Below are 21,602 nucleotides of genomic sequence, written 5' to 3'. Positions count from 1 at the left end.
TCCTTAAGAAACCTGAACAACGCGGAACATACCGGCATCCATGTGATAGAGAAGGTGGCAGTGGAACGCCCAGCTACCCTCGGCGTCAGCGGTGATCAGCGCAGACACGCGTTCGCCGGGCTTCACATTCAGGGTGTGTTTGCGCGGAATCAATTCACCCTGGCCGTTTTCCAGCTCCATCCACATGCCGTGGAGGTGGATAGGATGCTCCATCATGGTGTCGTTAATGAGGATAAGACGCAGTCGCTCATCTTTCTCAAAATGGATGGGGCCGGTCACTTCGCTAAACTTCTTACCGTCGAACGACCACATATAACGTTCCATATTGCCGGTCAGGTGCAGCTCAAGCTCACGGCCTGGTTCACGGCGGTCAGGCCATGGCGTGAAGGCTTTTAAATCGCGGTAGACTAAAACACGACGTTCATCAGGGTCGATGCCGATGCCCGCCTGGTCGTAGCGAGAGCCGGGCTGGGCCTCACCGGCAACGAGCAAGCCATTTTCGCCGATTTTCGCCTGTTCACCCGCCATGCCACCCATATTAGAGTGATCCATGCCTTGCATGTTGGACATGCTGGAGTGGTCCATCCCCGCCATGCTGGAATGATCCATTCCCTCCATGTTGGAGTGATCCATGCCTTCCATACCAGCATCGTCACTGCTCATTCCCGGCATATTGGAGTGATCCATACCTTCCATATTTGACATGCCAGAATGATCCATACCACCCATGCCGTGGGCACCCATGGCTTCCATACCGCGGTCGGCAATTTGACGGCGTTCAGGAATCTCCGCCTGCATGCCTTCACGTGGGGCTAGCGTGGCGCGAGCATAGCCGCTGCGATCCATGGCTTCGGCGAAGATGGTGTATGCCCGGTCGTCTTCAGGTGAAACAAGCACATCGTAGGTTTCCGCCACGCCAATGCGGAACTCATCAACAGGGACGGGCTGGACCGGTTGGCCATCGGCGGCCACCACGGTCATCTTCAAGCCAGGTATACGGACATCGAAGTATGACATGGCCGAACCGTTAATCACGCGTAGCCGTACCCGCTCACCGGCCTTGAACAGCGCGTTCCAGTTTTCCTGGGGGGAGTGGCCGTTGAGCAGGTAGGTATAAGTGCTGCCGGTGACATCGGCGATATCCCGCGAGCTCATACGCATTTGGGCCCACATACCGCGCATCTCGGCGGTTTGTGAGAAACCCTTTTCGCGTACATCGGCGAAAAAATCAGCAATCGTGCGCTCTTGGAAGTTGTAATAGCCTTCCATGGTTTTCAGATTACGGAACACCGACATCGGTTCTTCAAAGGTCCAGTCGGTGAGCAGTAACACATGCTCACGGTCGTAACGGATAGGCTCGCGCTCGGCGGCGTCGATAATCAGCGGCCCCGCATGGCCTAGCTGTTCCTGCAGACCTGAGTGGCTGTGGTACCAGTAGGTGCCGTTCTGCCTGACAGGGAAACGATAGGTAAAAGTTTCACCAGGGGCGATACCGGCAAAGCTGACACCAGGCACACCATCCATTTCCGGCGGTAGGATGAGGCCATGCCAATGGATAGAAGTAGGTTCATCAAGCAGGTTAGTGACGCGAAGCACCGCGTCCTGCCCTTCTTGTAAGCGAATCAGCGGGCCAGGACTGGTACCGTTAATGGTAATTGGTTGGGCTTCTTGTCCGTCAATAGGCAACGATTCACGGCGGATCGCCAGCGATACCTCGGGCCCTTCTTCAACGCCCTGCGCGTAGACATTGCTGCGGCCCCAGGGGTTTGCCCAGGCGGGGGTTAATCCCATTGCCGCAGCGGAACCTATTCCTAGGGCAGCGCCGCCTTTTAGGACCTGCCGGCGAGAAAGCGGGTGAGAAATGATGCTTGAGCGTGCCATGTGTAACTCCCATCAATGATGAATGGCACCATCTTGATGGAAGAAGCTGAATCAAAGCTGAAAAGTGATTAATTAATCACTTCAACTGCAAGAGGCAACGTAACCGTAACGCGCAGTCCACCCAGTGGACTACGCTCAAAACGCGAGTGCCCTGAGTAGCGGGCAATTAACTGCGCAAGAATCGACAGGCCTAAGCCGTAGCCGGGACGGCGTTCATCCAATCGTGTGCCACGCTCTCCCAAGCGCGAAAGATCTTCTTCTGCAACGCCGAAACCGTCATCATCAAGGGTGAGCGTGAGTGTGGTAGCGGAGACGGCAATATCGCAATTAACGCACCTATTCGCCCATTTGCCAGCGTTATCGAGCACGATGCCTAATATTTCAGAAAAGTCGTGAGCCTCAATAGGCACTAGGTCTTTCTCGCCTGCCGAGTGGGTGAGGTTGAAGATACGCTCAGGGTAAAGGCTGCGGAACATCTCGATGAGTCGTGAACTATCTCGCGTGACGTTCGCCATTCGACCCGCGTTAGGCCCTGCAATACGCGAGCGACGCAGCTCTGCAGCTAACTGAGCGTTAATATCTTCAATACGACTGAGCAGTTTATGCCGTCGGTTTTCATCAATGGGCCGATTGCCGCGCAGTACTTGGGTAATTGCTGCCAGCGGGGTTTTTAAAGCATGAGAAAGATTGGCGACTGATTCCCGCGAGCGTTGTAATCGATGATCGATATCATCCATAAACCAGTTCAACTGGTCGACTAATTCATCTAGCTCGGAAGGGGCTACTAATAACAAGCGATCACGTTTGCCTGATCGCAAGGCTTCAAGTTGTTGACGCAGTTGCCAAAGTGGCGTGAGCCCACGGTTAACCGCTAGCATATTGAGTATGATGAGCATCCCTAAAAGCACAGCGGCAATCCCACCTACCCACCAGTGCAAAGTTGCAAGCCCTGCTTCTACTTGAGAAAAATCCTCACCCACTAGCAGCACACCCTGTGTGCCCTGCCACTCAAAATGACGTCGGTAGACGAGCATGTGCTGCGTTCCACGATTCACGTCTATTAGGGCATCGCCGCTTTCATTTAGCAACGGTGCCAGCTGTTGTTGCCACTGTGGGTCAGAAGCGCTGATCAAGCCGTTAAAGCGGAGTACGTAGAGATGATGAAAGACTTGATAGCCTTGGCTAACCGAGTCTAGCGCAGTCGGGACAGCCGATTGATCCTGCTCTAGCTGTGCGACCGCATGATTGGCTTCGCGCTGAAGACGCTCACCCAAAAAATCCCGAGCAAGATTCTGTAACAATATGCCATGCAGTAGCCAGGTCGTCACCACCACGAATAGCGCCACGCCGCCTAGCCAGGCGAGTAGTCGAAAACGTAAACTGCGCCGATCAATGTGAAGCAAAGAAATACCCCTGGCCGCGGCGAGTTTGGATAATGGATTTGCCTAGATAACGACGCAGACGAGCGACATAGACTTCGACCAAGTTAGGCGCGGCGGCATCCTGATCCAATGCATAGAGCTGCTCTAGTAGCTGCTCTTTCGAGTGAATGCGATCAGGATGCAGCATTAAGTAGCGTAGTAACCGAAACTCGGTCGCCGTGAGCGAACGCCACGTTTCACCTTCTAGACACACTCGTTGACCAGCACCATCCAACGAAACGCCGTTAAGCGTGATCACTTGAGATAACTGACCAGACGGCCTGCGTAGCAAGGCCTTCAGCCGGGCCATCAGTTCGGCTTCGTGGAAGGGCTTGGTGAGATAGTCATCGGCCCCCGTCTCAAGGCCGACAACTTTATCTTCCCAGGTATCGCGGGCCGTCAGGATCAAAATAGGCGTGTCGCGTTTTTGCCTGCGCCACTGGGCGAGCAGATCCAGCCCTGAGCCGTCGGGCAAACCGACATCTAAGATCGCCAGTTCATAATGCTCGGTTGCCATCAGCGACTTGGCCGCTTTCAAGGAAGCGGCCAAATCAACTAGGTAACCGTTGTCTTTGAGACTCTCTGCTAAGCTTTCCGCTAGCAAGTCATCATCTTCAAGTAGCAACAGTTTCATGGATATACGTCAGATTAGAGAGAAAAATTGCCGTACATGCCGGATTCGTAATGGCCGGGAATGTTACAGGCATACTCTAGCTCGTTAACATTATCAGGAACACGCCATAATAGAGACCCAGTCTCACCAGGCGCAATGGTGACGCCTTCCATGCTCATATTGGCCATATCGTGACCATCGCCGTTTGACATATTGGACATATCGTGGCCTTCACCGTGTGCCATATTCGACATGTCATGGCCTCCGCCATTGGCCATGTTTAGCATCATCTGGCGATGTTCTTCTTGGGCTTCTTTGCTACCAATCACAAATTCGTGTTCTAGATTGCCGGTGTTAGTAATTTCAAATTTAACCACTTCCCCTGCCGCCATTTCTAGCGCTTCAGGGTCGAACCACATATCGCCAGCGTCGAGGCTGATCGTGCGGTCAACGTCAGCCTCGGTTAGGCCATTGTCACCACTGCCTTGGCCGGGCGAAGCCCATGCCGCACTCGTTATCAAGCTTAGTGAAAGGGCAAACAAAGACGTTGTTAAGGAGATTTTGCGCATGGTCATTTACCTCAGAGGTTATTGTCACTTGTTCTTTATACGGTGTTAACCTGAAACGAGCCTGAACCTAACGTAAAAATATCACCTGCTACCCAAAAGCATTGCTAACATGATGATGGATCCTGATCCCCTGATTAGGTTTTGTACGAAAAGTCTTATCTGCTAACTTTCCCTATGCAATAGCAGCATAGGGAAAACGATGGTTGGACGTTACGAGATATCTGATGACGGTTGGGCACAGATTGAAGATATCGTTTCGCCTCCTCAAACCATGGGCAGGCCCAGACGCGATGACCGGCAAGTGCTCAATGGTATTTTCTGGATATTATGCTCGGGTGCCAAATGGCGCGATTTACCTGAACTATATGGCCCCCTGGTCTACCGCCTATGAACGTTTCCGCCAGTGGCGCGATGATGGCACCCTTGGCCCGCCTGCAGCTTCAACTGCGTGAAGGTGGCCTTTCGGACTTGAATACATGGATGATTGATGCCACCTCAGTTCGAGCAAAACGTGCTGCCGCTGGAGGCACTAAAAGGGGGCTCAAAGAACCGGTAGATCATGCGCTTGGCTGTAGTCGCGGCGGATTAACCACAAAATTCACTTGGTATATGACCGACACGGCTGGCCTTTGACCTTCACTTTGTCACCCGGCCAACAGGCCGATTCTCGACAATTCATCTCTATCTTAGAAAGGATCCACCCACGAGGTAGAACTGGTCGGCCCCGCAAGCGTAGTCGCTACATAGTGGTGGGTAAGGGCTATGACAGCGATGAGCTACGCCACTATTGTGACAGACAAGGTATGAAGCCCGTTATAGCTCAACGGAATATGCATCGAAGAGCCCGCCCGGGATTGCCAAGACGGTTTGATAAATATAAGTATCGGCAACGCAATGCGGTAGAGCGCTGCTTTGGTTGGCTGAATGAGCTACGCTGAATCGCCACACGCTATGAAAATTAGCCAGCAGCTTTAGAGCGATGGTATGCGTCATGTGCATCGATCGTTGCTTGCGAGCCAACTTTTCATACAAAACCTAGAGTCAACGCTGCAGCAATGACTTTTCGTCTTTTTGGTGCAATTGCCTATGGCAGCCTCCGCCTAAACCTCAGAGTACGGCCCACAAGAAGGCGACGTTAATGGTCGATCTCTGGAATGGCTCAACAAGGTGGTTGACCTGTTAGTCACCCATTCGGTGATGACACTCTTGTCAGCACCGCCGTGATCAACAAGATAACCGCGACCAGCACCATCTCCAGTGCAATACTTCTCTGTAACCGTCTTGGGGCTGTTGCGTCGCCGTTCTCAAAGGCCGGAACAAGCCGCCACTTGTTCGCGGCAGCAAATAACAGTAGCACCGCCACAATCAATACCTTGCCAATCAAGAACTGTCCATATGCCGTGGTGAGCAGTGGCGTGAGACCGCCTGCTAGTAGCGTGGCCAACGTGACGCCCGCCAGTACCAACAAGCCGACTCCGCTTATAGCGAGTTTCCCGAAACGGGTCAGAATGTGGGCGGTATTGTCCTGGTTGTGACCCCGTCCCACTAAATGGAACAGCGGCCACAGCGAGGCCACCCAGAATGCTGCCGCCATCAGGTGAACGATCAGCAAGCCAGCTAGAACGAGGCGTGGGGTGTTTACTGTATGCCCCACCTGCACGAAAGCCAGCATCACCAGTAACACGCCTACTAGGCTCAAGCTGTTGGCTGATTTCGAGAGCGCTAAGTTATTAAGCTGAATCGCCTGGACCAGCAGCAAGCCAGTTACCGCCAGTATTAGTCGGACCCCGGACGCACCCTCGAACACGATTCCGAGCAGCATTGGGTTGGTTGCAGCAGCGATATTGCCGCCCCCAAGGTAACCAGCTTCTAAAGGCCACTGGAACAGAATCAGAATGACCCCCGCCCAGGCAGCAAAGATGCCCATGCGGGCGACGCGCCTCCGGTCGTGATCAGGGAGTCGGGGAAACGCTAGACGAAACAACACGGCCCCCGTCGCGACTAGGGCACTAAGGTAAATCCCGGCCGCCACGAGAATCATCGCGACGGTCCAGACATCAAGGCTATTTACTGAGGGCCACCAGACCACGGGTCAAGGCTCGACCGAGAAGTTAAAACCGTCAGACATCATGTGCCCGTCATCCGATAGGCCACGCCAGCGCACCTGGTAATCCCCAGCCGAAAGAATGTCACTGGGCTTTACGAAGTAGCGATCGACCTGTTCACTGCCTGGCTGACCATCAAGAGGAACGGGGCCGTCCGGGCCTGCCACTTCAAACTGGGTGATGCGCATCATGCCACCAAACTCGATGCCAATCTCTGCTGGGGAATCCTGAATGGTGACGCCATCCTTAGGCGAAGTGCTTGCGCCCCCTTCATGGGCCAACACTGGGCTTGCGAGCGACAGCAACAGCGTTGCTAAGGTAGCGTGAATAATAGGGAGCGAAGTCGTCTTCTTTTGCATACCGTTTCCTTATATTTTTTAGGCTTGAATGGTTCGTCGCGGAGGCTTCAAATCTGATTCGGTTGAGCCTTCAGACATCGTTCATTTGCCCTATTTGACGAACAAGGCACATGGCATCTTGCTCTTAAAGAACCAAGAGAGCATTCAGGAATTCTTTGGCTGCTGGGTTTTCGCTTCTTGGGTGGAGATGTATTTGAGCAGCATTTGTACGCGCTCTTCTTCATGGAACTGAGTCGGTGTTATAGCGTACCAACCTGAAACAGAGCTGAAAATGGCGGAAAAAATGACCTGTGACAAATCTAGCGTTTGGGATCAGTTTCTTCTTTACCTTTGGGCTACCTATAGGTTGTAGGCTTATAACAAAAGCTAACTCTGCCTTCTTCCATTTTTATCGGATAAGGCAATGTCTCGATCAGCAACATGATGAGAGGAAATATCATGGTTAAGCACACGATGAACTTTGCTATTGGTGGGGCTGCAATCCTCAGTGTCTTAAGTAGCGCCATCTTTGCTCAAGGCATAAATCAGGAGTGATGTCATGATGAACGCGGAATGCTTTGCTTTTATGGGGTCAATGGGGTGGTTAGACTGGTTGATGCCCCTGGCTATGCTGTTATTAATTGGCTTGGCGATCGCGTCGCTGGCCAAGTACCTCTTCAGTCGTTCACATTAAGGAGTTGAAATTAATGCAACATATGACCACCAAACTTTTGCTCTCGGGTTTCATGCTAATTGGGACGGTCTCCGCTCAAGCGGCGTTACCGCCAGAGGCGACACTGTATAAGAACCCCCAGTGCGGCTGTTGTGACGAATATGCGCGCCATCTTGAGGAACTTGGCGTAGACGTAACCATTATTGATGACGTCGAGCTGGGTGATATCAAACAACAGGCGGGTGTTCCCTATGGTCTTGGATCGTGCCATACCATCGAAATCGGCGAGTATTGGATTGAGGGCCACGTTCCGATGGAAGCCGTACAGGCGCTGTTTGAGCAACAGCCTGATGCAGACGGCATTGGCCTAGCAGGTATGCCCATCGGTACACCGGGGATGCCAGGGCCTCAGGAAGCGCCCTATGACGTGTATTCCTTTACGGATCAAGAAGACAAGGCGTTTATGACGCTGTAGTAGGTTTTGGATGACATAATTAGACCTCTTGTACTACATGAGATGTTTGTTAAGCACCAGGTGTGTTTCGAGATGATTTGAAAATTGGTTGCGTCAGACGCTCTCTAACGTGCGACATGTTCAAGAAATCATCCAGAAATTGGCGGGGCCTTTCCCAGGGTTCGCTGATACTTTTAAGCACCCTAAATCCAAAAATGAACAGATACCCTGCGAAGCCTCGGTGAGGAATGCTTTTAACAAGGTCGGTATTGGGCACGGTGACTCAGCGAAGGTGCTATGTGCCACATTAGGCTATTGCCGTATTGCTGGTAAGAGCATCCTGCGCGCAAACCAGATGCCAGGTGCACTTCTGGTGAAGCGTCATACTGCCAACCTTCAGTGGCGGGCGAGAATCTTCGCTGCGATGGGCGAAGTGATCATTTGAATCACTGCAAAAAAAGCGGCTGGAATCGCGATTTCTGATGGCAAACCGGAAGCAGCGACAAACGCTGCGGCAATGCTGAATTCCTTTTTACTGACAGTGAAAAGATAGGTGATCACCTCTTTGCGATCGGAGGTAAGTAACCGTGAGGCCATTCCTACAAGATACCCAATCAAATTGAGGCACAGGGCCGCCCCCGCAATCACAAATGCATACCAGCCATAACCAATGATCGTGGTGGCATTCGGACCTACCACGGCGAGTAGGATCAGCAGATACAGAATCGACCCTATCCCTGCATACGCTGAATCATGCTGTGCAAAAAAGGCCGAAAACTTTGTCCGCAAGCTGACACCAATCACGGTGGGGACAAGCACGATTAGTGTTAATTCAAGAATAATTGAACCAAGCGGCACGTCCAACTGGAGGCCGGTGAGCCATAAAAACAGGAAGGGCACAATAAACGGACATAACGCGGTGTTGACTGCGTTGAAAACAGCGGCAAGCGCCACATTGCCTTTCGCCATCAGTACCAAAAGAGGAGAGGACACATCCGTCGGCAGAGTGCCGAGCAAGGTTTGGCCAGCAGCCAGCGGGCCGCTTCCAAAAAATAGACGGCCCGTTAGCCACCCGGCAATCGACATAGGCCCATAGACCAGCCCCAATGCCAACAACTGCCGCGATGGCTTACGGAACACGATGCGAACTGCATGCGCGTCGAACGTGAGGCTGATGATCAACATCAGTAACGCCAGTAATGGCCCAATCGCGAACTCAAGCATTATTCCGGTGGCTGGAAAGAGTAAGCCTACCCCCGCGACGAACATCACAAACCAGACAAGGTGCGCCTCGACAAAATAAATGAATCTACTCATGGTGGATTGGACGTTACCGGTAGAAGTGGATTGAGCTCCGTACCTAAAACATGATCACTTCGGCCCAGCACGCCATGACTTGCTTGGGAGCAAGGGACGTGCTTCCCAATCCAGCGATACAAATAGACAATGCTCAAGGGTTGAAGCTTTAGTTGCTAGAGGTTTTATAGTACCAAGAACAGATAATTCGAGAGAAGCTAACAGATGGGACATCATCATGATCATCCCCACATTGATCCTGCCTCTGGCGACCGGCGCGTCAGCATCTCCATTTGGGCCAATGGGCTCTTAACCATCGCTCAAATCGTCGGTGGCATTATGGCGGGAAGCTTATCGCTGATCGCTGATGCGTTACATAACTTTTCAGACATGGCAGCGTTAGTCATTGCCTTTGCCGCTCGTAAAATCGCCAGACGGCCCGCCGATGCGCACATGACCTTTGGCTATGGTCGCATCGAGATAGTGGCAGCACTCATCAACTACACCACCCTCATTATTGTCGGCGTCTACCTGATTTACGAAGGCGCTATGCGGATGATCGATCCCCCTGAAATAGAGGGATGGACGATCGTGATTATTGGTGGCGTCGCGCTTGTCGTCGATGCCCTTACCGCCGTGCTCACGTGGTCAATGCAAAAAGAGAGTGTCAATATCCGCGCCCTTTTTCTGCATAACTTATCGGATGCGTTTGCCTCCATCGCCGTGATTATCGGTGGTTCGCTTATTTTACTGTACGACATGCGCTGGGTAGACCCCGCGATCACGATAGGGATTGCGCTATATATTCTTTACCTAGCCTTCTCTGAAATTGGTGGCCCTATCCGTACGCTAATGCTGGGATCTCCACCGGACATTGACGGGCAGGCAGTCATTGATACCGTCCGAAATATCGAGGGAGTCCAGGATATTCACCATGTGCATCTATGGCAGATGCAGGAAAACATGGCAGCCCTTGACTGCCACGTGGTTCTGACAGAAACCGGCTGGCAGCAGCTTGAATCCGTCAAAGCAGAGATCAAGGAGCAGCTTAAAATGCGCTTCAGTATTGCTCATTCCAGCCTAGAGTTTGAGCATAGTGATCACGCGCATCAAAATGCCAATCTATATGGGCACGAGTGACAGACCGAGGCCGACTCCCGGCTCAGGTAGGTAGCGAGCGACTTACTCCCATAGCGATTGGCTTATTTTTCCACCCCATCGTTGAGACAGAGAGAGAAACATGTTCAAAAAAGCGTCTTTTATATTAGCCGGTACGTTAATGCTAACCGCTGCAATCGTCGCCGTATCAAAACCTGCCCTCTTAGATATGCAAGCTCAGGCAGCAAAGGAGAGCGGTGTCCAGGCTGAGGACTCCTTGGTGCGTTCACACTCCCCCATCTTGGGGCGAGAAGACGCGCCGGTAACGATTGTGGAATTCTTCGATCCGGCTTGCGAAGCCTGCCGTGCTTTCTATCCCCTGACAAAAAGTATTCTGGAAACCTACCCAGAAAAAGTGCGGCTCATCGTGCGCTACACTCCTTTCCACGGCGACGTATCTGATAAGGCCATTCGGGTATTAGAAGTTGCTCGTCGTCAGGGCGTCTTTGAACCGGTACTGGAGAGGCTGCTGGCTCGCCAGGATCAATGGGCCTCACATGGCAGTTTTGATGAATCCGCTATCCTCGATATCGCGAGCCAAGGGGGCCTTGATTTAGCGACTGCTGAAGAGCAACTGACTTCTGCTGAGGTACAGGCGGTGATTGACCAAGACATGGAGGATGTCAGAGCCAATCAGATTCGCCAAACACCCACCTTTTTTGTCAATGGCGAGCCTTTAGATCCCTTTGGTATGCAAGAGCTGATTGATGCCGTTGAGAGTGAAGTAGCGGAGATCTCTGGGGAAGAGGATGGCCAGTGATGCAGCGCTGGTGGTTACTAGGCTTTGTGGGCTTTTACCCCTTGCTAGCCGAAGCCAATTGGCAAACGCATCTGTCATTGCCGCCGTCTGAACTTAGCCCTGTCAGGTTACAGGCGGCTAGCGAGCAAGAAGGCACATTACCGCTCGATAGCGTTGATACCCTAACCTTTGGGCGTGATGTCGTCATTGATACCACCCTCTACGAGGCTTTAGCAGCAGAAGGTGTCCCTACGCGTTTCGCCAGTAAACTGGAAACACTGCTCAGCGAGTTTATCGCAGCACCGCTGGAGTTTTCAGACAAGGAACGTATTCAATTAGTGTGGGAGGAAGATCGACGCCAGGACGGCACCTGTGTTGGGCCACCACGCCTCAGTTATGCCGCTCTGCCTGATCAGGCCGAGCCCTTAGAGGTTATATGGCCGGTCACTCCAAAGGGGGACGTTGCTCTTTTCAAAAGCAATACCCTGCTAAGCACGTTGCGGTTGCCCGTGCTTAGTGCTCGCTTAACGTCTCGCTTTGGGAATCGGCGACATCCTGTGTATGGAGGGATGCGCCCTCATAATGGAATTGATTTGGCTGCACCAACGGGAACGCCAGTCATTGCTACCGCACCTGGGCGCGTATCCTTTATGGGGCGCCAAGGGGGATACGGGCAGGTGATCGAGGTGGAACACGACACAGGGGCCATTAGTCGCTACACACACCTTAGCCGATTTTCCCCACAGCTAGTGGTTGGGGATTTAGTTAATGCGGGAGAGTCGCTCGGAGAGGTAGGTTCGTCCGGGGTCGCCACGGGTCCCAACCTGCATTACGAAGTGAGAGTCAATGACCAGCCTGTTGATCCCCTTGGTCAAGGTCAACGCATCATGCTAGGCAAACAGCCGACTCAAAGTGAATATCAAGTATCACTTTACGAGGCAAGAGATCGCTTGGAACAAGCTATCGGTACGGTTTCTATTTACGATCTGATTTCACTTAACGAGCAATAAAATTTGGATAAGTGGATTAAATGGTGGGTGTCACCTTTGCATGAGAGTGAGGCAAACCGACCTCTCATCGGAATATCTGGTTGATGCTTGAGCCTACTGTGAGTACATATTTCCTTCGCTAATTCCGGCAAGAACGCCACACGCTTCAATTTCTCGATCATCATTGCAACATGCTCGCAGTGAAACGAGATGTTTCTCAAGCGTTTGCAGAGCGATTATCTGCGATTGCACATGAGAGATGTGCTCATCGAGCATTGCGTTGACGGCAGTACACGGCTGGTGAGGGTCGTCCTGATAGCGTTGTAGCTCGCGAATCTCTGTCAGAGACAGATCAAGGATTCGACAGCGACGGATAAAGGCAAGCCGCTCACCATGCTTCTCGTTATAAATGCGGTAACCATTCTGCTGGCGGTCTGGCAGCGGCAACAGCCCCTGTTTTTCATAGAAGCGGATCGTCTGCGTGTCGATACCCGCTATCTGGGCTAACTGACCAATGCGCATCATGTTTACTCCCCAACGGATCATCTGTCCTATTGACCTTATAGTGACTATATAGTTTTAAATGATAATAATCTATGTTGGCTAACTGGAGCCGTACCGTGAGTAAAACCGGTGGTGACCCATGTGGCTGCGACGCAACGTCTGCAACGGATACCGATATGCCGATCTCCTCCGAAGCGTCAGGGAAGTATGTCAGTGTGTATGCCGTGCCGAAGATGGATTGTCCTTCAGAAGAACGGATGATCCGCTTGGCGCTGAATGGCTTTGATGAGATTCAAACGCTGTCATTTGACTTGTCGAACCGCCGGTTGGAGGTCGTACATGACGGTGAGGCTGAGCCCATTACCGCGAAACTGGCAACCTTGGGGCTAGGTGCTTCTCTTCAGGAAACTGTCATTGCCGACCCAGAGACAATTAGGGCCGCTGAGAGCTCGGCGGCTTCTGCGACGCAGGAGTCTGGCACCCTGCGCGTGTTGCTCGGCATCAATGCGCTCATGTTCGTGGTGGAAATGACTGCTGGCCTGATCGCCCAGTCTACCGGCTTGATCGCTGATTCCCTGGACATGTTTGCCGATGCAGCTGTCTATGGCCTGGCCCTCTATGCCGTAGGGCACAGTGCGAAGATGCAGATACGTGCCGCGCATCTGGCTGGGGTACTGCAACTGATTTTGGCTATCGGCGTGCTCGTCGAAGTGTTGCGACGTTTTGTATTCGGTAGTGAGCCTGAATCGCTGATGATGATGGCCATCGCCTTCGTCGCGTTGATCGCCAATACCAGTTGTCTGCTATTGATATCCAAGCACCGCGAGGGCGGCGCACATATGAAGGCAAGCTGGATATTCTCGGCCAATGATGTGCTGATCAACATGGGTGTCATCACCGCCGGTGCCTTGGTCGCCTGGACGGGGTCTAGCTACCCTGACCTGATTATCGGTACCATCGTGGGCCTGATCGTCCTCAACGGCGCCCGGCGCATCCTAGCGCTCAAGGCATAAGGCTGCACGGTATGCAGCTATCGATGCCTGGGACACTTAATCAAAGTGGCTGTACAAGTGCGCTAGGCCTGAACGACTACGAGTAGCGTGAGGTCCGGAACTAGTAAGGCAGCGTATCTAGGAATCTACCAAGGAAGGAAGATGATGGATAGTATTTGGCTGGTACTCGGCTTGGCGCTGTTGCCCGCGTTGGGAAACTTCAGTGGCGGGCTTGCTGCGGAGGCCTCCCGAACGACAGGGCGCCGTCTCAATTACGCCCTTCACGGTGCTGCCGGCCTCGTCATTGCGGTGGTGGCGGTGGAAATCATGCCACGTGTGCTGGAGAGCCTTTCAGCCTGGCTAATCGCCCTCGCTTTCGCGCTGGGTGGCATTGTTTACGTAGGCCTTGAGAAGCTCGTTGAGAGTCTCCAGAAGCGGCAAGGTCAGCAGAAAGAAGGCAGTCAGACGAGTGTCTGGATGATCTATATCGCCGTGTCCATCGACCTGTTCAGCGATGGCCTCCTGATCGGGGCGGGGTCGGCGGTCTCACCGTCGGTCGCGATAATACTGGCGGCGGGGCAGGTGCTCGCGGATGGCCCTGAGGGGTTCGCGATGATCGCCAACATGAAAGACAAAGGAATTCCCCGCAGCAAGCGCTTGCTGATCTCTGCCTCCTTGGCGGTTCCCGTACTCTCGGCAGCCATCTTCGCTTATTTCGTGCTCAGGGACCTACCGGAAGCGTTCAAGCTAGCGGCATTGACGTTCACGGCAGGCCTTCTCACGGTCGCTGCCATCGAGGACATGATATCCGAGGCTCATGAGAGCGGAGAAGATACCCACGTCTCGCCGCTGGCCTTCATAGGCGGCTTTGTCCTGTTCGTTCTGGTATCGGCAGGCTTGGAAGGGGTTGTGTCACAAGGCTAATGTACAGCTCTCCAATAAAGCTCCTGTCGTGCTGACCCACGAAGCAGCCCCTGTTTACGGTGCACCTAGTCGTGGACATAAATATTCACTTTCCCCCCAGGTCAGTCCCGCCGAATGGGTTGATGTGCAAGAATGCCAAGCGTGGGCTATTCACGTTGGCGGTCATGGACGATTGCCACCCTTACGGGGCTTGTTGAGCCATTGGGTGGCTTATTAGACGCTGGGGTCGTCAGCATGTCACAAGCGTTGCTTCCCTGGGGATTGGCCTTTGCGGCGGGAGCGATGCTGTATGTGATCAGTCATGAGATTATTCCCGGAACTCATCGGAGCGGGCACAAAAAAAGGCTACGCTGGGCCTTTCCATCGGATTGGTACTCATGCTGTTTTTGGATGTTTCTCTGGGCTAACCATTGGGCGTGGGGCGTAGCGTTAGTTCTAACCCAAGTCGTGAGCCCCTCCGTGCGATTTTTCAGTGATACAGAGCTGATGATCACTGATGACCTCAATGATTCGGCAGCTTCCCACTTTGCCACCGGCACACTGCGTGACCATCCGTTGAAGCTCCTCACGCAGTGCGGACAGTCGCTGAAGGCGGGACTCCACTTTCTTTAGGTGATGCGTGGCGATGGCATCGACTTCTTGGCAAGGCATATCAGGCTGATCTGACATGGCCAAAAGCTCTCGCACTGACTCCACCGAAAAGCCAAAGTCTCGGGCATGACGAATGAAGGTCAAACGCCGCACAGCGTCGTCTCCATAGCGGCGCTGCCCTCCGCCGGTTCGTGTTGCATCGCGCAGCAGCCCAATACGCTCGTAATAACGAACCGTTTCAGGTTTGCAATCGGCTCGTCGTGCTAACTCACCAATGCTGATACTTTGCCCCATCATCGACATGGTAAAACTCCTTACGTAGGGCTTGAAGCTATAGTTGCTACAAGGTTTACAATTCAAAACCATAGCCCATTGGGAGGAGAGGCACCATGAAAACATCAACGCCGACAACAGCGCTTACCACCTTGACGCTGCGTGTTGAAGGCATGGACTGCGGCGGTTGTGAGCGCAAGGTTGTGTCGGCGCTAGAGCGGCTGGAAGGCATTGAGGAAGTAACGGCAAGCTCGGTCACGGGATCGGTGAAGATTCACCACCACGATCACGGGGCCCCCTCGCGAAAGACCATTGAGGGCATCCTGAACGAACTAGGCTATCAAGTGACTTCCCCTGATGGCCAAACAGGCGCATCTGGTTCTTCATCCCCTTGGTGGCAAACCGCTAAAGGGCGCTTGGTCATTATCACAGGAAATCTGCTGATCGTAGCCTTCGCGCTTCGTTTAGCATGGCCTGCGCTGGGTAATGTGCCTTTCATTCTGGCCACGCTAGTCGGCTTAATGCCCATTGCGCAGAGTGCCTGGGGCGCTCTCAAAATGCGCAATCCCTTTACCATCGAGATGCTGATGTGCATCGCCGCGCTTGGCGCATTGGCCATCGACGCTGCTGCTGAAGCTGCGATGGTCGTGTTCTTGTTCGCCGTAGGTGAGCTACTCGAAGGGGTAGCTGCTTCACGGGCGCGCCGCAGTATCTCAGCCTTGGCAAATTTAACACCCTCAACGGCGAGGCTGATGGACAACGGCCATCTGCGTGATGTCTCGGCGGAGTCACTTAAACCCGGCCAGCGTGTGCTGGTGCGGCCCGGTGATCGCGTTCCCTGCGATGGACGCATCCTGGTGGGCACCTCCGACATTGACGAGTCGCCGGTAAACGGCGAGTCCATACCCCGTTCGCGAGCGCCTGGTGATGACATTTTTGCTGGTACAGTGAATCTTGATGCCGCCCTGGAGGTGGAGGTAACACGAGGCGCTGATGACAATACGATCGCACGCGTTATTCGCCTGGTTGAAGAAGCACAGGCCGCCAAGGCACCGATAGCACGCTTTATTGATCGTTTTGCGTATTACTATATGCCCGCCGTCGTCTTACTCGCCCTCCTGATGGCGATAGTGCCACCGCTGGTATCGACCATGGCATGGTCGGAGTCGATTTACCGTGCGTTAGCATTGCTGTTAATCGCATGCCCCTGCGCGTTAGTCATTTCCACCCCAGCCGCCATCGCCGCAGGCCTCTCGGCGGGCGCTCGGCGCGGCCTACTGATCAAAGGGGGAGCTGTTCTTGAACAGTTAGGTAAGCTTCGCTTGGTGGCATTAGATAAAACGGGCACCCTCACTGCGGGTACCCCAAGAGTCACAGATGTGGAGTCTTGGATCGCTGAGGAAGACGATAACAGCGTATTGCGGCTCGCCGCCGCGATAGAGCGAGATTCCAGTCACCCTATCGCCACGGCTATCGTTGAGCATGCCCGACAGTCGGGCCTAAACCTCCCCACCGTCACCGGCAGTCGTGCTTTGGCGGGGCGCGGTGTCTCAGGCCAGGTGGAGGGTCGCGAGCTGAGCTTAATGACGCCTCGTCATCTTCACGAAAAAGTCATCCTTGAGGTAAGTCTCAGTGCTCGGATTATCGCGTTAGAAGAAGCCGGTAAGAGCCTCGCACTCCTCGTCGAAGGCGAGCGTTTGTTGGGCTTGATCGCTGTTCGCGATGAGCCACGCGAAGATGCCCTTGAAGGCCTAGCGGCGCTATCCCGTTTAGGCGTTCAGGCTGTCATGCTCAGCGGTGATAATGCCCGCACCGTCGCTGCCACTGGGGGTCGCTTAGGCATTGAAGCGTACGGCGAACTCATGCCTGAAGACAAGGCAGCGTATGTTCGAGACTGGCAAGCGGCAGGTCGTGGCCCCATCGGTAAAGTAGGCGATGGCATCAACGATGCACCGGCACTCGCGGCAGCTGATGTCGGTATCGCGATGGGGGGCGGCACGGATGTGGCGCTGGAAACCGCCGATGCAGCCTTGCTCAAGAACCGCGTTACCGGCATCGCTGAGCTGATAGACCTCTCTCGTGCCACGCTGCGCAATGTGAAAACCAACGTTGTTCTCGCCCTTGGCTTAAAAGCCATTTTCCTAGTCACGACTGCTCTGGGTATTACCGGCATGTGGATTGCGGTGATGGCCGATACCGGTGCTACCGTCCTAGTGACGTTGAACGCCATGCGACTGCTGGGTTATCGCTTTTCGCCCAGTACCGCATTGACAGGCCTGTCACAAGGAAAAACAACGTCATGAGAACATCGCAACACGACAGCCCTTCACGACGTTGGCCATGGTTCACATTTGCTTGCGTGTTGGCTCTAGCCGATCAACTGGTCAAAGAAATCGTGCACGCCCAGATGTCGTTTGGCCAAGTCATTCCGCTAACGCCGTTTTTTAACTGGGTTTATACCGGGAACACAGGAGCCGCTTTCAGCTTTCTCGCAGAAGCAGGGGGTTGGCAGCGCTACCTCTTTCTTGGTTTAGCGTTGGTGGTGGTCGTCGTATTGGTTGTGCAGCTATGCAAACCCCTGTCGCGCTTGGAGGCCTGTGCGTACAGCCTGATTCTTGGCGGCGCGCTCGGTAATACCGTTGATCGCTTAGCGCGAGGGTACGTCGTCGACTATCTGGACATTTACTGGGGCGAATGGCATTGGCCCGCCTTTAACATGGCCGATATCGCTCTGTTTGCAGGTGTATTGATGTTCGCAGTGGCATTATGGCGTGAAAGTCCTGCTTTTAAGCGCTCTGAGTAACGCTATGGATGTGGTCGATAAAGATAAAGAATATACGCTTTTTGCTGGGCGCTCCTCACCAATAGTCGATTGCGTTGTAGCGCTCGCCGCTGGGGTACTGACCACCTTGAGTGCCGCCCCCTTTTCCCTATGGTGGCTTGGCCCAGTGGCCGTGGCACTGGTCTATTGGAAGATACAGTCGCTAACGCCCGCCATGGCCACCCTGCGTGGGTGGTGCTATGGGGTAGGCCTGTTCGGTTCTGGCACATCGTGGGTCTTCGTTGCTATTCACGATTTCAGTGGCACCGGGGCCTTGGTGGCGATGCTCCTCACCACTCTTTTTGTCAGCGCCCTGGCGCTCTTCTTTGCAATCCCCTTTGGGCTCTATCGGCGCATCACGGGGCCACGGTTAGCCTGTCTTAGCTTTGCCGGTATGTGGGTGGTGAGCGAATGGCTACGCACCTGGTTGCTCACCGGCTTTCCCTGGTTATTGCTGGGCACCTCTCAGATTGATTCTCCACTAGCCCCATGGGCGCCCGTTGGTGGTGTGTACTTGCTGTCACTCATGACCGCGCTGACAGGTACGTTAGGGGTAGAGGTACTGCGTCGCCGCTGGAGTTTCCTTGTCCCAATGGCCGCCTTGTGGATCGTTCCATTCCTATTGCCAGCCCAATGGACAACCCCGGCTGGCAAGCCCATCCGGGTGGCATTGCTGCAAGGGAATCTTGACCAGCGCATTAAGTGGACTGCCCAAGGGCAGCGCGAGGCGATCAGTATCTACATGGCGATGACACGGGAGCAAGCAAGGGATATCGATCTCATCGTTTGGCCCGAGGCAGCCCTTCCCATGCTTGAGCAGGAAGCACAGCAAATACTTGAGCAAGTAGCGTCCGATCTGGGGCCTGACACCGCCTTGTTGACCGGCATTTTGCAACGCGACAGTGAAGGGCGCTCTTATAACAGCGTCATAGGGCTAAATGATGTGCAGGGCGAATACCAGAAGGCGCACTTGGTGCCCTTTGGCGAGTATTTGCCATTCCAAAGTCTCCTCGCTGGCACCCTTGCTTTTTTCGACTTGCCAGTACCTCGCCTGACCCCAGGGTCAGACGAACAGGCTCCGTTACACGTGGCTGGCACTACCATTGGCACTGCCATCTGTTACGAGATCATTTTCGCCGACCACGTCGCCCAACAAGCGCGTAATGCCGAGCTGCTATTAACGGTTTCCAACGATACGTGGTTTGGGCGTTCCATTGGCCCACACCAACATCTTCAAATGGCGCGTTTACGTGCCTTAGAAAATGGTCGTCACCTACTTCGAGCTACCAGTAATGGCGTGACGGCCATCATCGATTCACAAGGCCACGTCACAGCCCGTACCCCACAGTTTGAACCGGCCAGTTTAACTGGCGAGGTGACCCCGATGCAGGGCCTAACTCCTTTCACACGCACCGGTAGTGGCCCCGCTTGGATACTCGCTGCCTTGCTGACGCTGCTCGGATTACAACTAAACTTATCTCGATCAAAAAACGACGCATTAGATGAAAAAGGAACCTAGCGATGCTCTTGGCAAAGAACGCAGCAATACTTAAGAGATTCCTCCCATGGCCAATGCAGATCGGCTTCATCGTGAGTGTGATGGTTTCGTTTCTGGCATGGCTCCCTGTCGCCATGGCGGCACAACCTTCCACTGCCCAGGAGACGGAATGGCCCAAGGGGCATTACCCGCTACCTGAGGAAGGCAATATTATCGGAGAGGCTGACACCTTCATTGTGAAGGATTACGAGGATACTCTGATTGATATTGCCAGACGTCACAACCTTGGCTACCAGGAGATTGTACGTGCTAACCCAGAGGTCAGTATTTGGGTGCCCGGAGTGGGTACTGAAGTAACCATTCCAGGACGCTTCATCCTGCCGAATGTCGAGCGTACTGGTGTCGTCATCAATATCGCCGAGCTGCGGCTTTACTACTACCCAGATGTCAAAACCGGTGAGACACCGCGCGTTGAGACCTATCCTATCGGCATCGGTCGCGAAGGGTTTGATACCCCTCTCGGTGTGACCGAGACCACCATGAACATTAAAAACCCCGCATGGTACCCGCCTGAGTCGGTAAAACGTGAAGCTGAAGCACGCGGCGAAACCGCGCCAAGTGTTGTCCCGCCCGGCCCCGATAACCCGCTGGGAGACCACGCCATTATCTTAGGCTTCGATGGCTATTTGATTCACGGTACCAACCAGCCCGATGGCATTGGCATGCGTGCAAGCCGTGGCTGTATACGCATGTTGCCTGACGATATTGAATCAATTTTTGACCGCATACCGGCGGGCACCCAGGTCAATATCATCAACCAACCTATTAAAATCGGTTGGGACAACGGACAGCCGCTGGTACAGGCATTACCTCCTTTAGGGGTGGAGGATCACACCATGACCGCTATATCAGATGCCATTTCACGCCTTGAGCAACGCAATGTAGATGGCGTTAGCTTCGATTACGAACAGCTTAGCGATTTACTAGCATTATCCAACGGGCTTATCGAACCTCTGTATCCGAAGCCGGAACCGAGTAATAAAGAAGACGACAATATCAACAGTGTTTATGAAGAACTGACACTTCATTCGTCGTGAATGTCGATAAAGACAAGGCAGAGCGTTTTTTCAGCCCTTTGGAGAACAACGGCTTGGCTACCGTCAAACCCTTAATATTCGTCGTGTGTTGTTGATTGAGCTCTTCCATCACTAGCGTAGAAAGAGCTAATGCGATCATCACAACGTTGGTAGCATCCACTTTCGGTAGCACTGAAGTGTGACGAAGAGGATCTATTCTAAGCCCCTTCCACTGGCTGGCAGGGGCTTTTTCTATACCTAGGCAAAGTGATAAATATTATTTCCCTATTAAGATTCATTTATTCCAGTGTTTGTTTAGTGGCTGATGCTCTGGGTTCGCCTTATCAATTGCAGCACCGATAGCAGCATAGGCGTGTTGGTACGTCTTATAGTTTTTCTGATTGCTGTAATACACGTTAAAATCAACAAGGCTTCGCACCACTGCCAGCAGGGTTTCTGGCTCACCATCACGAGTGATAACGTCAATAGCGTCGGTCACAGATTCATCGTAAACGCGCATAGCTATCTCGGCGTGAAACGCCTCTGCGTCGTGTTTAATCTTTGCCAAGTTCATTCTCCTTATATGCGTTGCTAATCACTGTACTTTCAAAGCCCGCTAACAGCCTGGTGGTTCTACGCGCTGCCGCAATAACACCAGCTGATGTCAGCCCTGTCCAATGGATGTGC

At 53.4% G+C, this 21,602-nt stretch carries 21 protein-coding genes and 1 pseudogene; 12 read left to right on the top strand and 10 right to left on the bottom strand.

Annotated features, from left to right (window positions below; translation table 11 throughout):
• Positions 1 to 3 precede the first annotated feature (3 nt).
• From ACFFLD_RS13910 to ACFFLD_RS13895, 4 genes are all read right to left on the bottom strand, one after another.
• Positions 4 to 1,881: a copper resistance system multicopper oxidase gene (locus tag ACFFLD_RS13910; RefSeq protein WP_386036798.1), complete on the bottom strand. Its 1,878-nt coding sequence runs from the start codon at positions 1,879 to 1,881 to the stop codon at positions 4 to 6.
• Positions 1,882 to 1,949: 68 nt separating this feature from the next.
• On the bottom strand, positions 1,950 to 3,284 hold the full coding sequence (locus ACFFLD_RS13905; protein ID WP_386036795.1) for an ATP-binding protein: 1,335 nt from the start codon (positions 3,282 to 3,284) through the stop codon (positions 1,950 to 1,952).
• Entirely contained in the window at positions 3,271 to 3,936 is a 666-nt protein-coding gene (locus tag ACFFLD_RS13900; protein WP_306420934.1) for a response regulator transcription factor, read from the bottom strand. The genes ACFFLD_RS13905 and ACFFLD_RS13900 overlap by 14 nt, the downstream gene beginning before the upstream one ends.
• A 14-nt stretch (positions 3,937 to 3,950) precedes the next feature.
• Positions 3,951 to 4,484 carry a cupredoxin domain-containing protein gene (locus ACFFLD_RS13895; protein ID WP_386036791.1) on the bottom strand — a complete coding sequence of 178 codons (534 nt, stop codon included), beginning with the start codon at positions 4,482 to 4,484 and terminating at the stop codon, positions 3,951 to 3,953.
• Between the two features lie 199 nt (positions 4,485 to 4,683).
• Here ACFFLD_RS13895 and ACFFLD_RS13890 point away from each other — a divergent pair.
• A pseudogene (locus ACFFLD_RS13890) lies at positions 4,684 to 5,523 on the top strand (IS5 family transposase).
• A 144-nt stretch (positions 5,524 to 5,667) separates the two neighbouring features.
• On the opposite strand, the gene ACFFLD_RS13885 reads toward ACFFLD_RS13890, so the two are convergent.
• Together ACFFLD_RS13885 and ACFFLD_RS13880 are read right to left on the bottom strand one after the other, a co-directional pair.
• Positions 5,668 to 6,525 (bottom strand): copper resistance D family protein, encoded by an 858-nt coding sequence (locus ACFFLD_RS13885; RefSeq protein WP_240720503.1) that lies wholly within the window; start codon positions 6,523 to 6,525, stop codon positions 5,668 to 5,670.
• 51 nt (positions 6,526 to 6,576) lie between these two features.
• On the bottom strand, positions 6,577 to 6,948 hold the full coding sequence (locus ACFFLD_RS13880; protein ID WP_159340858.1) for a copper resistance CopC family protein: 372 nt from the start codon (positions 6,946 to 6,948) through the stop codon (positions 6,577 to 6,579).
• Between the two features lie 538 nt (positions 6,949 to 7,486).
• Here ACFFLD_RS13880 and ACFFLD_RS13875 point away from each other — a divergent pair.
• Together ACFFLD_RS13875 and ACFFLD_RS13870 are read left to right on the top strand one after the other, a co-directional pair.
• On the top strand, positions 7,487 to 7,621 hold the full coding sequence (locus ACFFLD_RS13875) for a hypothetical protein (RefSeq protein ID WP_268762349.1): 135 nt from the start codon (positions 7,487 to 7,489) through the stop codon (positions 7,619 to 7,621).
• A 13-nt stretch (positions 7,622 to 7,634) separates the two neighbouring features.
• Positions 7,635 to 8,075: a DUF411 domain-containing protein gene (locus ACFFLD_RS13870; RefSeq protein ID WP_240720504.1), complete on the top strand. Its 441-nt coding sequence runs from the start codon at positions 7,635 to 7,637 to the stop codon at positions 8,073 to 8,075.
• Positions 8,076 to 8,450: 375 nt separating this feature from the next.
• Here ACFFLD_RS13870 and ACFFLD_RS13865 read toward each other — a convergent pair whose 3' ends face one another.
• Positions 8,451 to 9,371, bottom strand: coding sequence for a bile acid:sodium symporter family protein (locus ACFFLD_RS13865; RefSeq protein ID WP_240720505.1), 921 nt, complete (start codon positions 9,369 to 9,371; stop codon positions 8,451 to 8,453).
• Positions 9,372 to 9,575: 204 nt separating this feature from the next.
• On the opposite strand from ACFFLD_RS13865, the gene ACFFLD_RS13860 reads away from it, so the two are divergent.
• The 3 genes from ACFFLD_RS13860 (at position 9,576) to ACFFLD_RS13850 (ending at position 12,257) form a co-directional block, all read left to right on the top strand.
• Positions 9,576 to 10,490, top strand: coding sequence for a cation diffusion facilitator family transporter (locus ACFFLD_RS13860; protein WP_240720506.1), 915 nt, complete (start codon positions 9,576 to 9,578; stop codon positions 10,488 to 10,490).
• Between the two features lie 100 nt (positions 10,491 to 10,590).
• Positions 10,591 to 11,268, top strand: a complete 678-nt coding sequence (locus ACFFLD_RS13855) for a DsbA family protein (RefSeq protein ID WP_159340875.1) — start codon at positions 10,591 to 10,593, stop codon at positions 11,266 to 11,268.
• Entirely contained in the window at positions 11,268 to 12,257 is a 990-nt protein-coding gene (locus ACFFLD_RS13850) for a M23 family metallopeptidase (protein ID WP_240720507.1), read from the top strand. Before ACFFLD_RS13855 ends, ACFFLD_RS13850 begins: the two co-directional genes overlap by 1 nt.
• A gap of 93 nt (positions 12,258 to 12,350) precedes the next feature.
• On the opposite strand, the gene cadR is transcribed toward ACFFLD_RS13850, so the two are convergent.
• Positions 12,351 to 12,758 carry a Cd(II)/Pb(II)-responsive transcriptional regulator gene (gene cadR, locus ACFFLD_RS13845; RefSeq protein WP_240720518.1) on the bottom strand — a complete coding sequence of 136 codons (408 nt, stop codon included), beginning with the start codon at positions 12,756 to 12,758 and terminating at the stop codon, positions 12,351 to 12,353.
• A gap of 98 nt (positions 12,759 to 12,856) precedes the next feature.
• Here cadR and ACFFLD_RS13840 point away from each other — a divergent pair, with 98 nt between their 5' ends.
• Positions 12,857 to 13,753 (top strand): cation transporter, encoded by an 897-nt coding sequence (locus ACFFLD_RS13840; RefSeq protein ID WP_240720508.1) that lies wholly within the window; start codon positions 12,857 to 12,859, stop codon positions 13,751 to 13,753.
• A 141-nt stretch (positions 13,754 to 13,894) separates the two neighbouring features.
• Positions 13,895 to 14,656, top strand: coding sequence for a ZIP family metal transporter (locus tag ACFFLD_RS13835; RefSeq protein WP_232774881.1), 762 nt, complete (start codon positions 13,895 to 13,897; stop codon positions 14,654 to 14,656).
• 435 nt (positions 14,657 to 15,091) lie between these two features.
• Here the strand turns inward: ACFFLD_RS13835 and ACFFLD_RS13825 are convergent, their stop codons facing one another.
• Positions 15,092 to 15,550 (bottom strand): MerR family transcriptional regulator, encoded by a 459-nt coding sequence (locus ACFFLD_RS13825; protein WP_101146562.1) that lies wholly within the window; start codon positions 15,548 to 15,550, stop codon positions 15,092 to 15,094.
• An 86-nt stretch (positions 15,551 to 15,636) separates the two neighbouring features.
• On the opposite strand from ACFFLD_RS13825, the gene ACFFLD_RS13820 reads away from it, so the two are divergent.
• Genes ACFFLD_RS13820 through ACFFLD_RS13805 form a run of 4 tightly spaced genes read left to right on the top strand, consistent with a single transcriptional unit; the run spans position 15,637 to position 20,936 of the window.
• The gene (locus ACFFLD_RS13820; RefSeq protein WP_240720509.1) at positions 15,637 to 17,823 is read left to right on the top strand and encodes a heavy metal translocating P-type ATPase; all 2,187 of its coding nucleotides are present in this window, start codon (positions 15,637 to 15,639) and stop codon (positions 17,821 to 17,823) included.
• Entirely contained in the window at positions 17,820 to 18,323 is a 504-nt protein-coding gene (gene lspA / locus ACFFLD_RS13815) for a signal peptidase II (protein ID WP_240720510.1), read from the top strand. Before ACFFLD_RS13820 ends, lspA begins: the two co-directional genes overlap by 4 nt.
• Before the next feature lie 4 nt (positions 18,324 to 18,327).
• Positions 18,328 to 19,860, top strand: a complete 1,533-nt coding sequence (gene lnt / locus ACFFLD_RS13810) for an apolipoprotein N-acyltransferase (protein WP_386036939.1) — start codon at positions 18,328 to 18,330, stop codon at positions 19,858 to 19,860.
• Between the two features lie 53 nt (positions 19,861 to 19,913).
• Complete coding sequence (locus ACFFLD_RS13805) at positions 19,914 to 20,936, top strand: L,D-transpeptidase family protein (RefSeq protein WP_386036936.1); 1,023 nt, start codon at positions 19,914 to 19,916, stop codon at positions 20,934 to 20,936.
• A gap of 274 nt (positions 20,937 to 21,210) precedes the next feature.
• On the opposite strand, the gene ACFFLD_RS13800 is transcribed toward ACFFLD_RS13805, so the two are convergent.
• Positions 21,211 to 21,483: a hypothetical protein gene (locus tag ACFFLD_RS13800; protein ID WP_127062892.1), complete on the bottom strand. Its 273-nt coding sequence runs from the start codon at positions 21,481 to 21,483 to the stop codon at positions 21,211 to 21,213.
• Positions 21,484 to 21,602 lie beyond the last annotated feature (119 nt).

It is taken from the genome of Vreelandella sulfidaeris (assembly GCF_042429665.1).
In the GTDB taxonomy this organism is placed as follows: domain Bacteria; phylum Pseudomonadota; class Gammaproteobacteria; order Pseudomonadales; family Halomonadaceae; genus Vreelandella.
The sequence above is the reverse complement of the archived record's forward strand: the minus strand, read 5'-3'. Positions and strand labels throughout refer to the sequence as shown.

Coding starts and splice junctions, on each gene's coding strand:
- ACFFLD_RS13910 (WP_386036798.1), bottom strand. CDS start 1,881: ATGGCACGCTCAAGCATCATTTCTCACCCGCTTTCTCGCCGGCAGGTC.
- ACFFLD_RS13900 (WP_306420934.1), bottom strand. CDS start 3,936: ATGAAACTGTTGCTACTTGAAGATGATGACTTGCTAGCGGAAAGCTTA.
- ACFFLD_RS13895 (WP_386036791.1), bottom strand. CDS start 4,484: ATGCGCAAAATCTCCTTAACAACGTCTTTGTTTGCCCTTTCACTAAGC.
- ACFFLD_RS13885 (WP_240720503.1), bottom strand. CDS start 6,525: ATGATTCTCGTGGCGGCCGGGATTTACCTTAGTGCCCTAGTCGCGACG.
- ACFFLD_RS13880 (WP_159340858.1), bottom strand. CDS start 6,948: ATGCAAAAGAAGACGACTTCGCTCCCTATTATTCACGCTACCTTAGCA.
- ACFFLD_RS13875 (WP_268762349.1), top strand. CDS start 7,487: ATGATGAACGCGGAATGCTTTGCTTTTATGGGGTCAATGGGGTGGTTA.
- ACFFLD_RS13870 (WP_240720504.1), top strand. CDS start 7,635: ATGCAACATATGACCACCAAACTTTTGCTCTCGGGTTTCATGCTAATT.
- ACFFLD_RS13865 (WP_240720505.1), bottom strand. CDS start 9,371: ATGAGTAGATTCATTTATTTTGTCGAGGCGCACCTTGTCTGGTTTGTG.
- ACFFLD_RS13860 (WP_240720506.1), top strand. CDS start 9,576: ATGGGACATCATCATGATCATCCCCACATTGATCCTGCCTCTGGCGAC.
- ACFFLD_RS13855 (WP_159340875.1), top strand. CDS start 10,591: ATGTTCAAAAAAGCGTCTTTTATATTAGCCGGTACGTTAATGCTAACC.
- ACFFLD_RS13850 (WP_240720507.1), top strand. CDS start 11,268: ATGCAGCGCTGGTGGTTACTAGGCTTTGTGGGCTTTTACCCCTTGCTA.
- cadR (WP_240720518.1), bottom strand. CDS start 12,758: ATGCGCATTGGTCAGTTAGCCCAGATAGCGGGTATCGACACGCAGACG.
- ACFFLD_RS13835 (WP_232774881.1), top strand. CDS start 13,895: ATGATGGATAGTATTTGGCTGGTACTCGGCTTGGCGCTGTTGCCCGCG.
- ACFFLD_RS13825 (WP_101146562.1), bottom strand. CDS start 15,550: ATGTCGATGATGGGGCAAAGTATCAGCATTGGTGAGTTAGCACGACGA.
- ACFFLD_RS13820 (WP_240720509.1), top strand. CDS start 15,637: ATGAAAACATCAACGCCGACAACAGCGCTTACCACCTTGACGCTGCGT.
- lspA (WP_240720510.1), top strand. CDS start 17,820: ATGAGAACATCGCAACACGACAGCCCTTCACGACGTTGGCCATGGTTC.
- lnt (WP_386036939.1), top strand. CDS start 18,328: ATGGATGTGGTCGATAAAGATAAAGAATATACGCTTTTTGCTGGGCGC.
- ACFFLD_RS13805 (WP_386036936.1), top strand. CDS start 19,914: ATGCAGATCGGCTTCATCGTGAGTGTGATGGTTTCGTTTCTGGCATGG.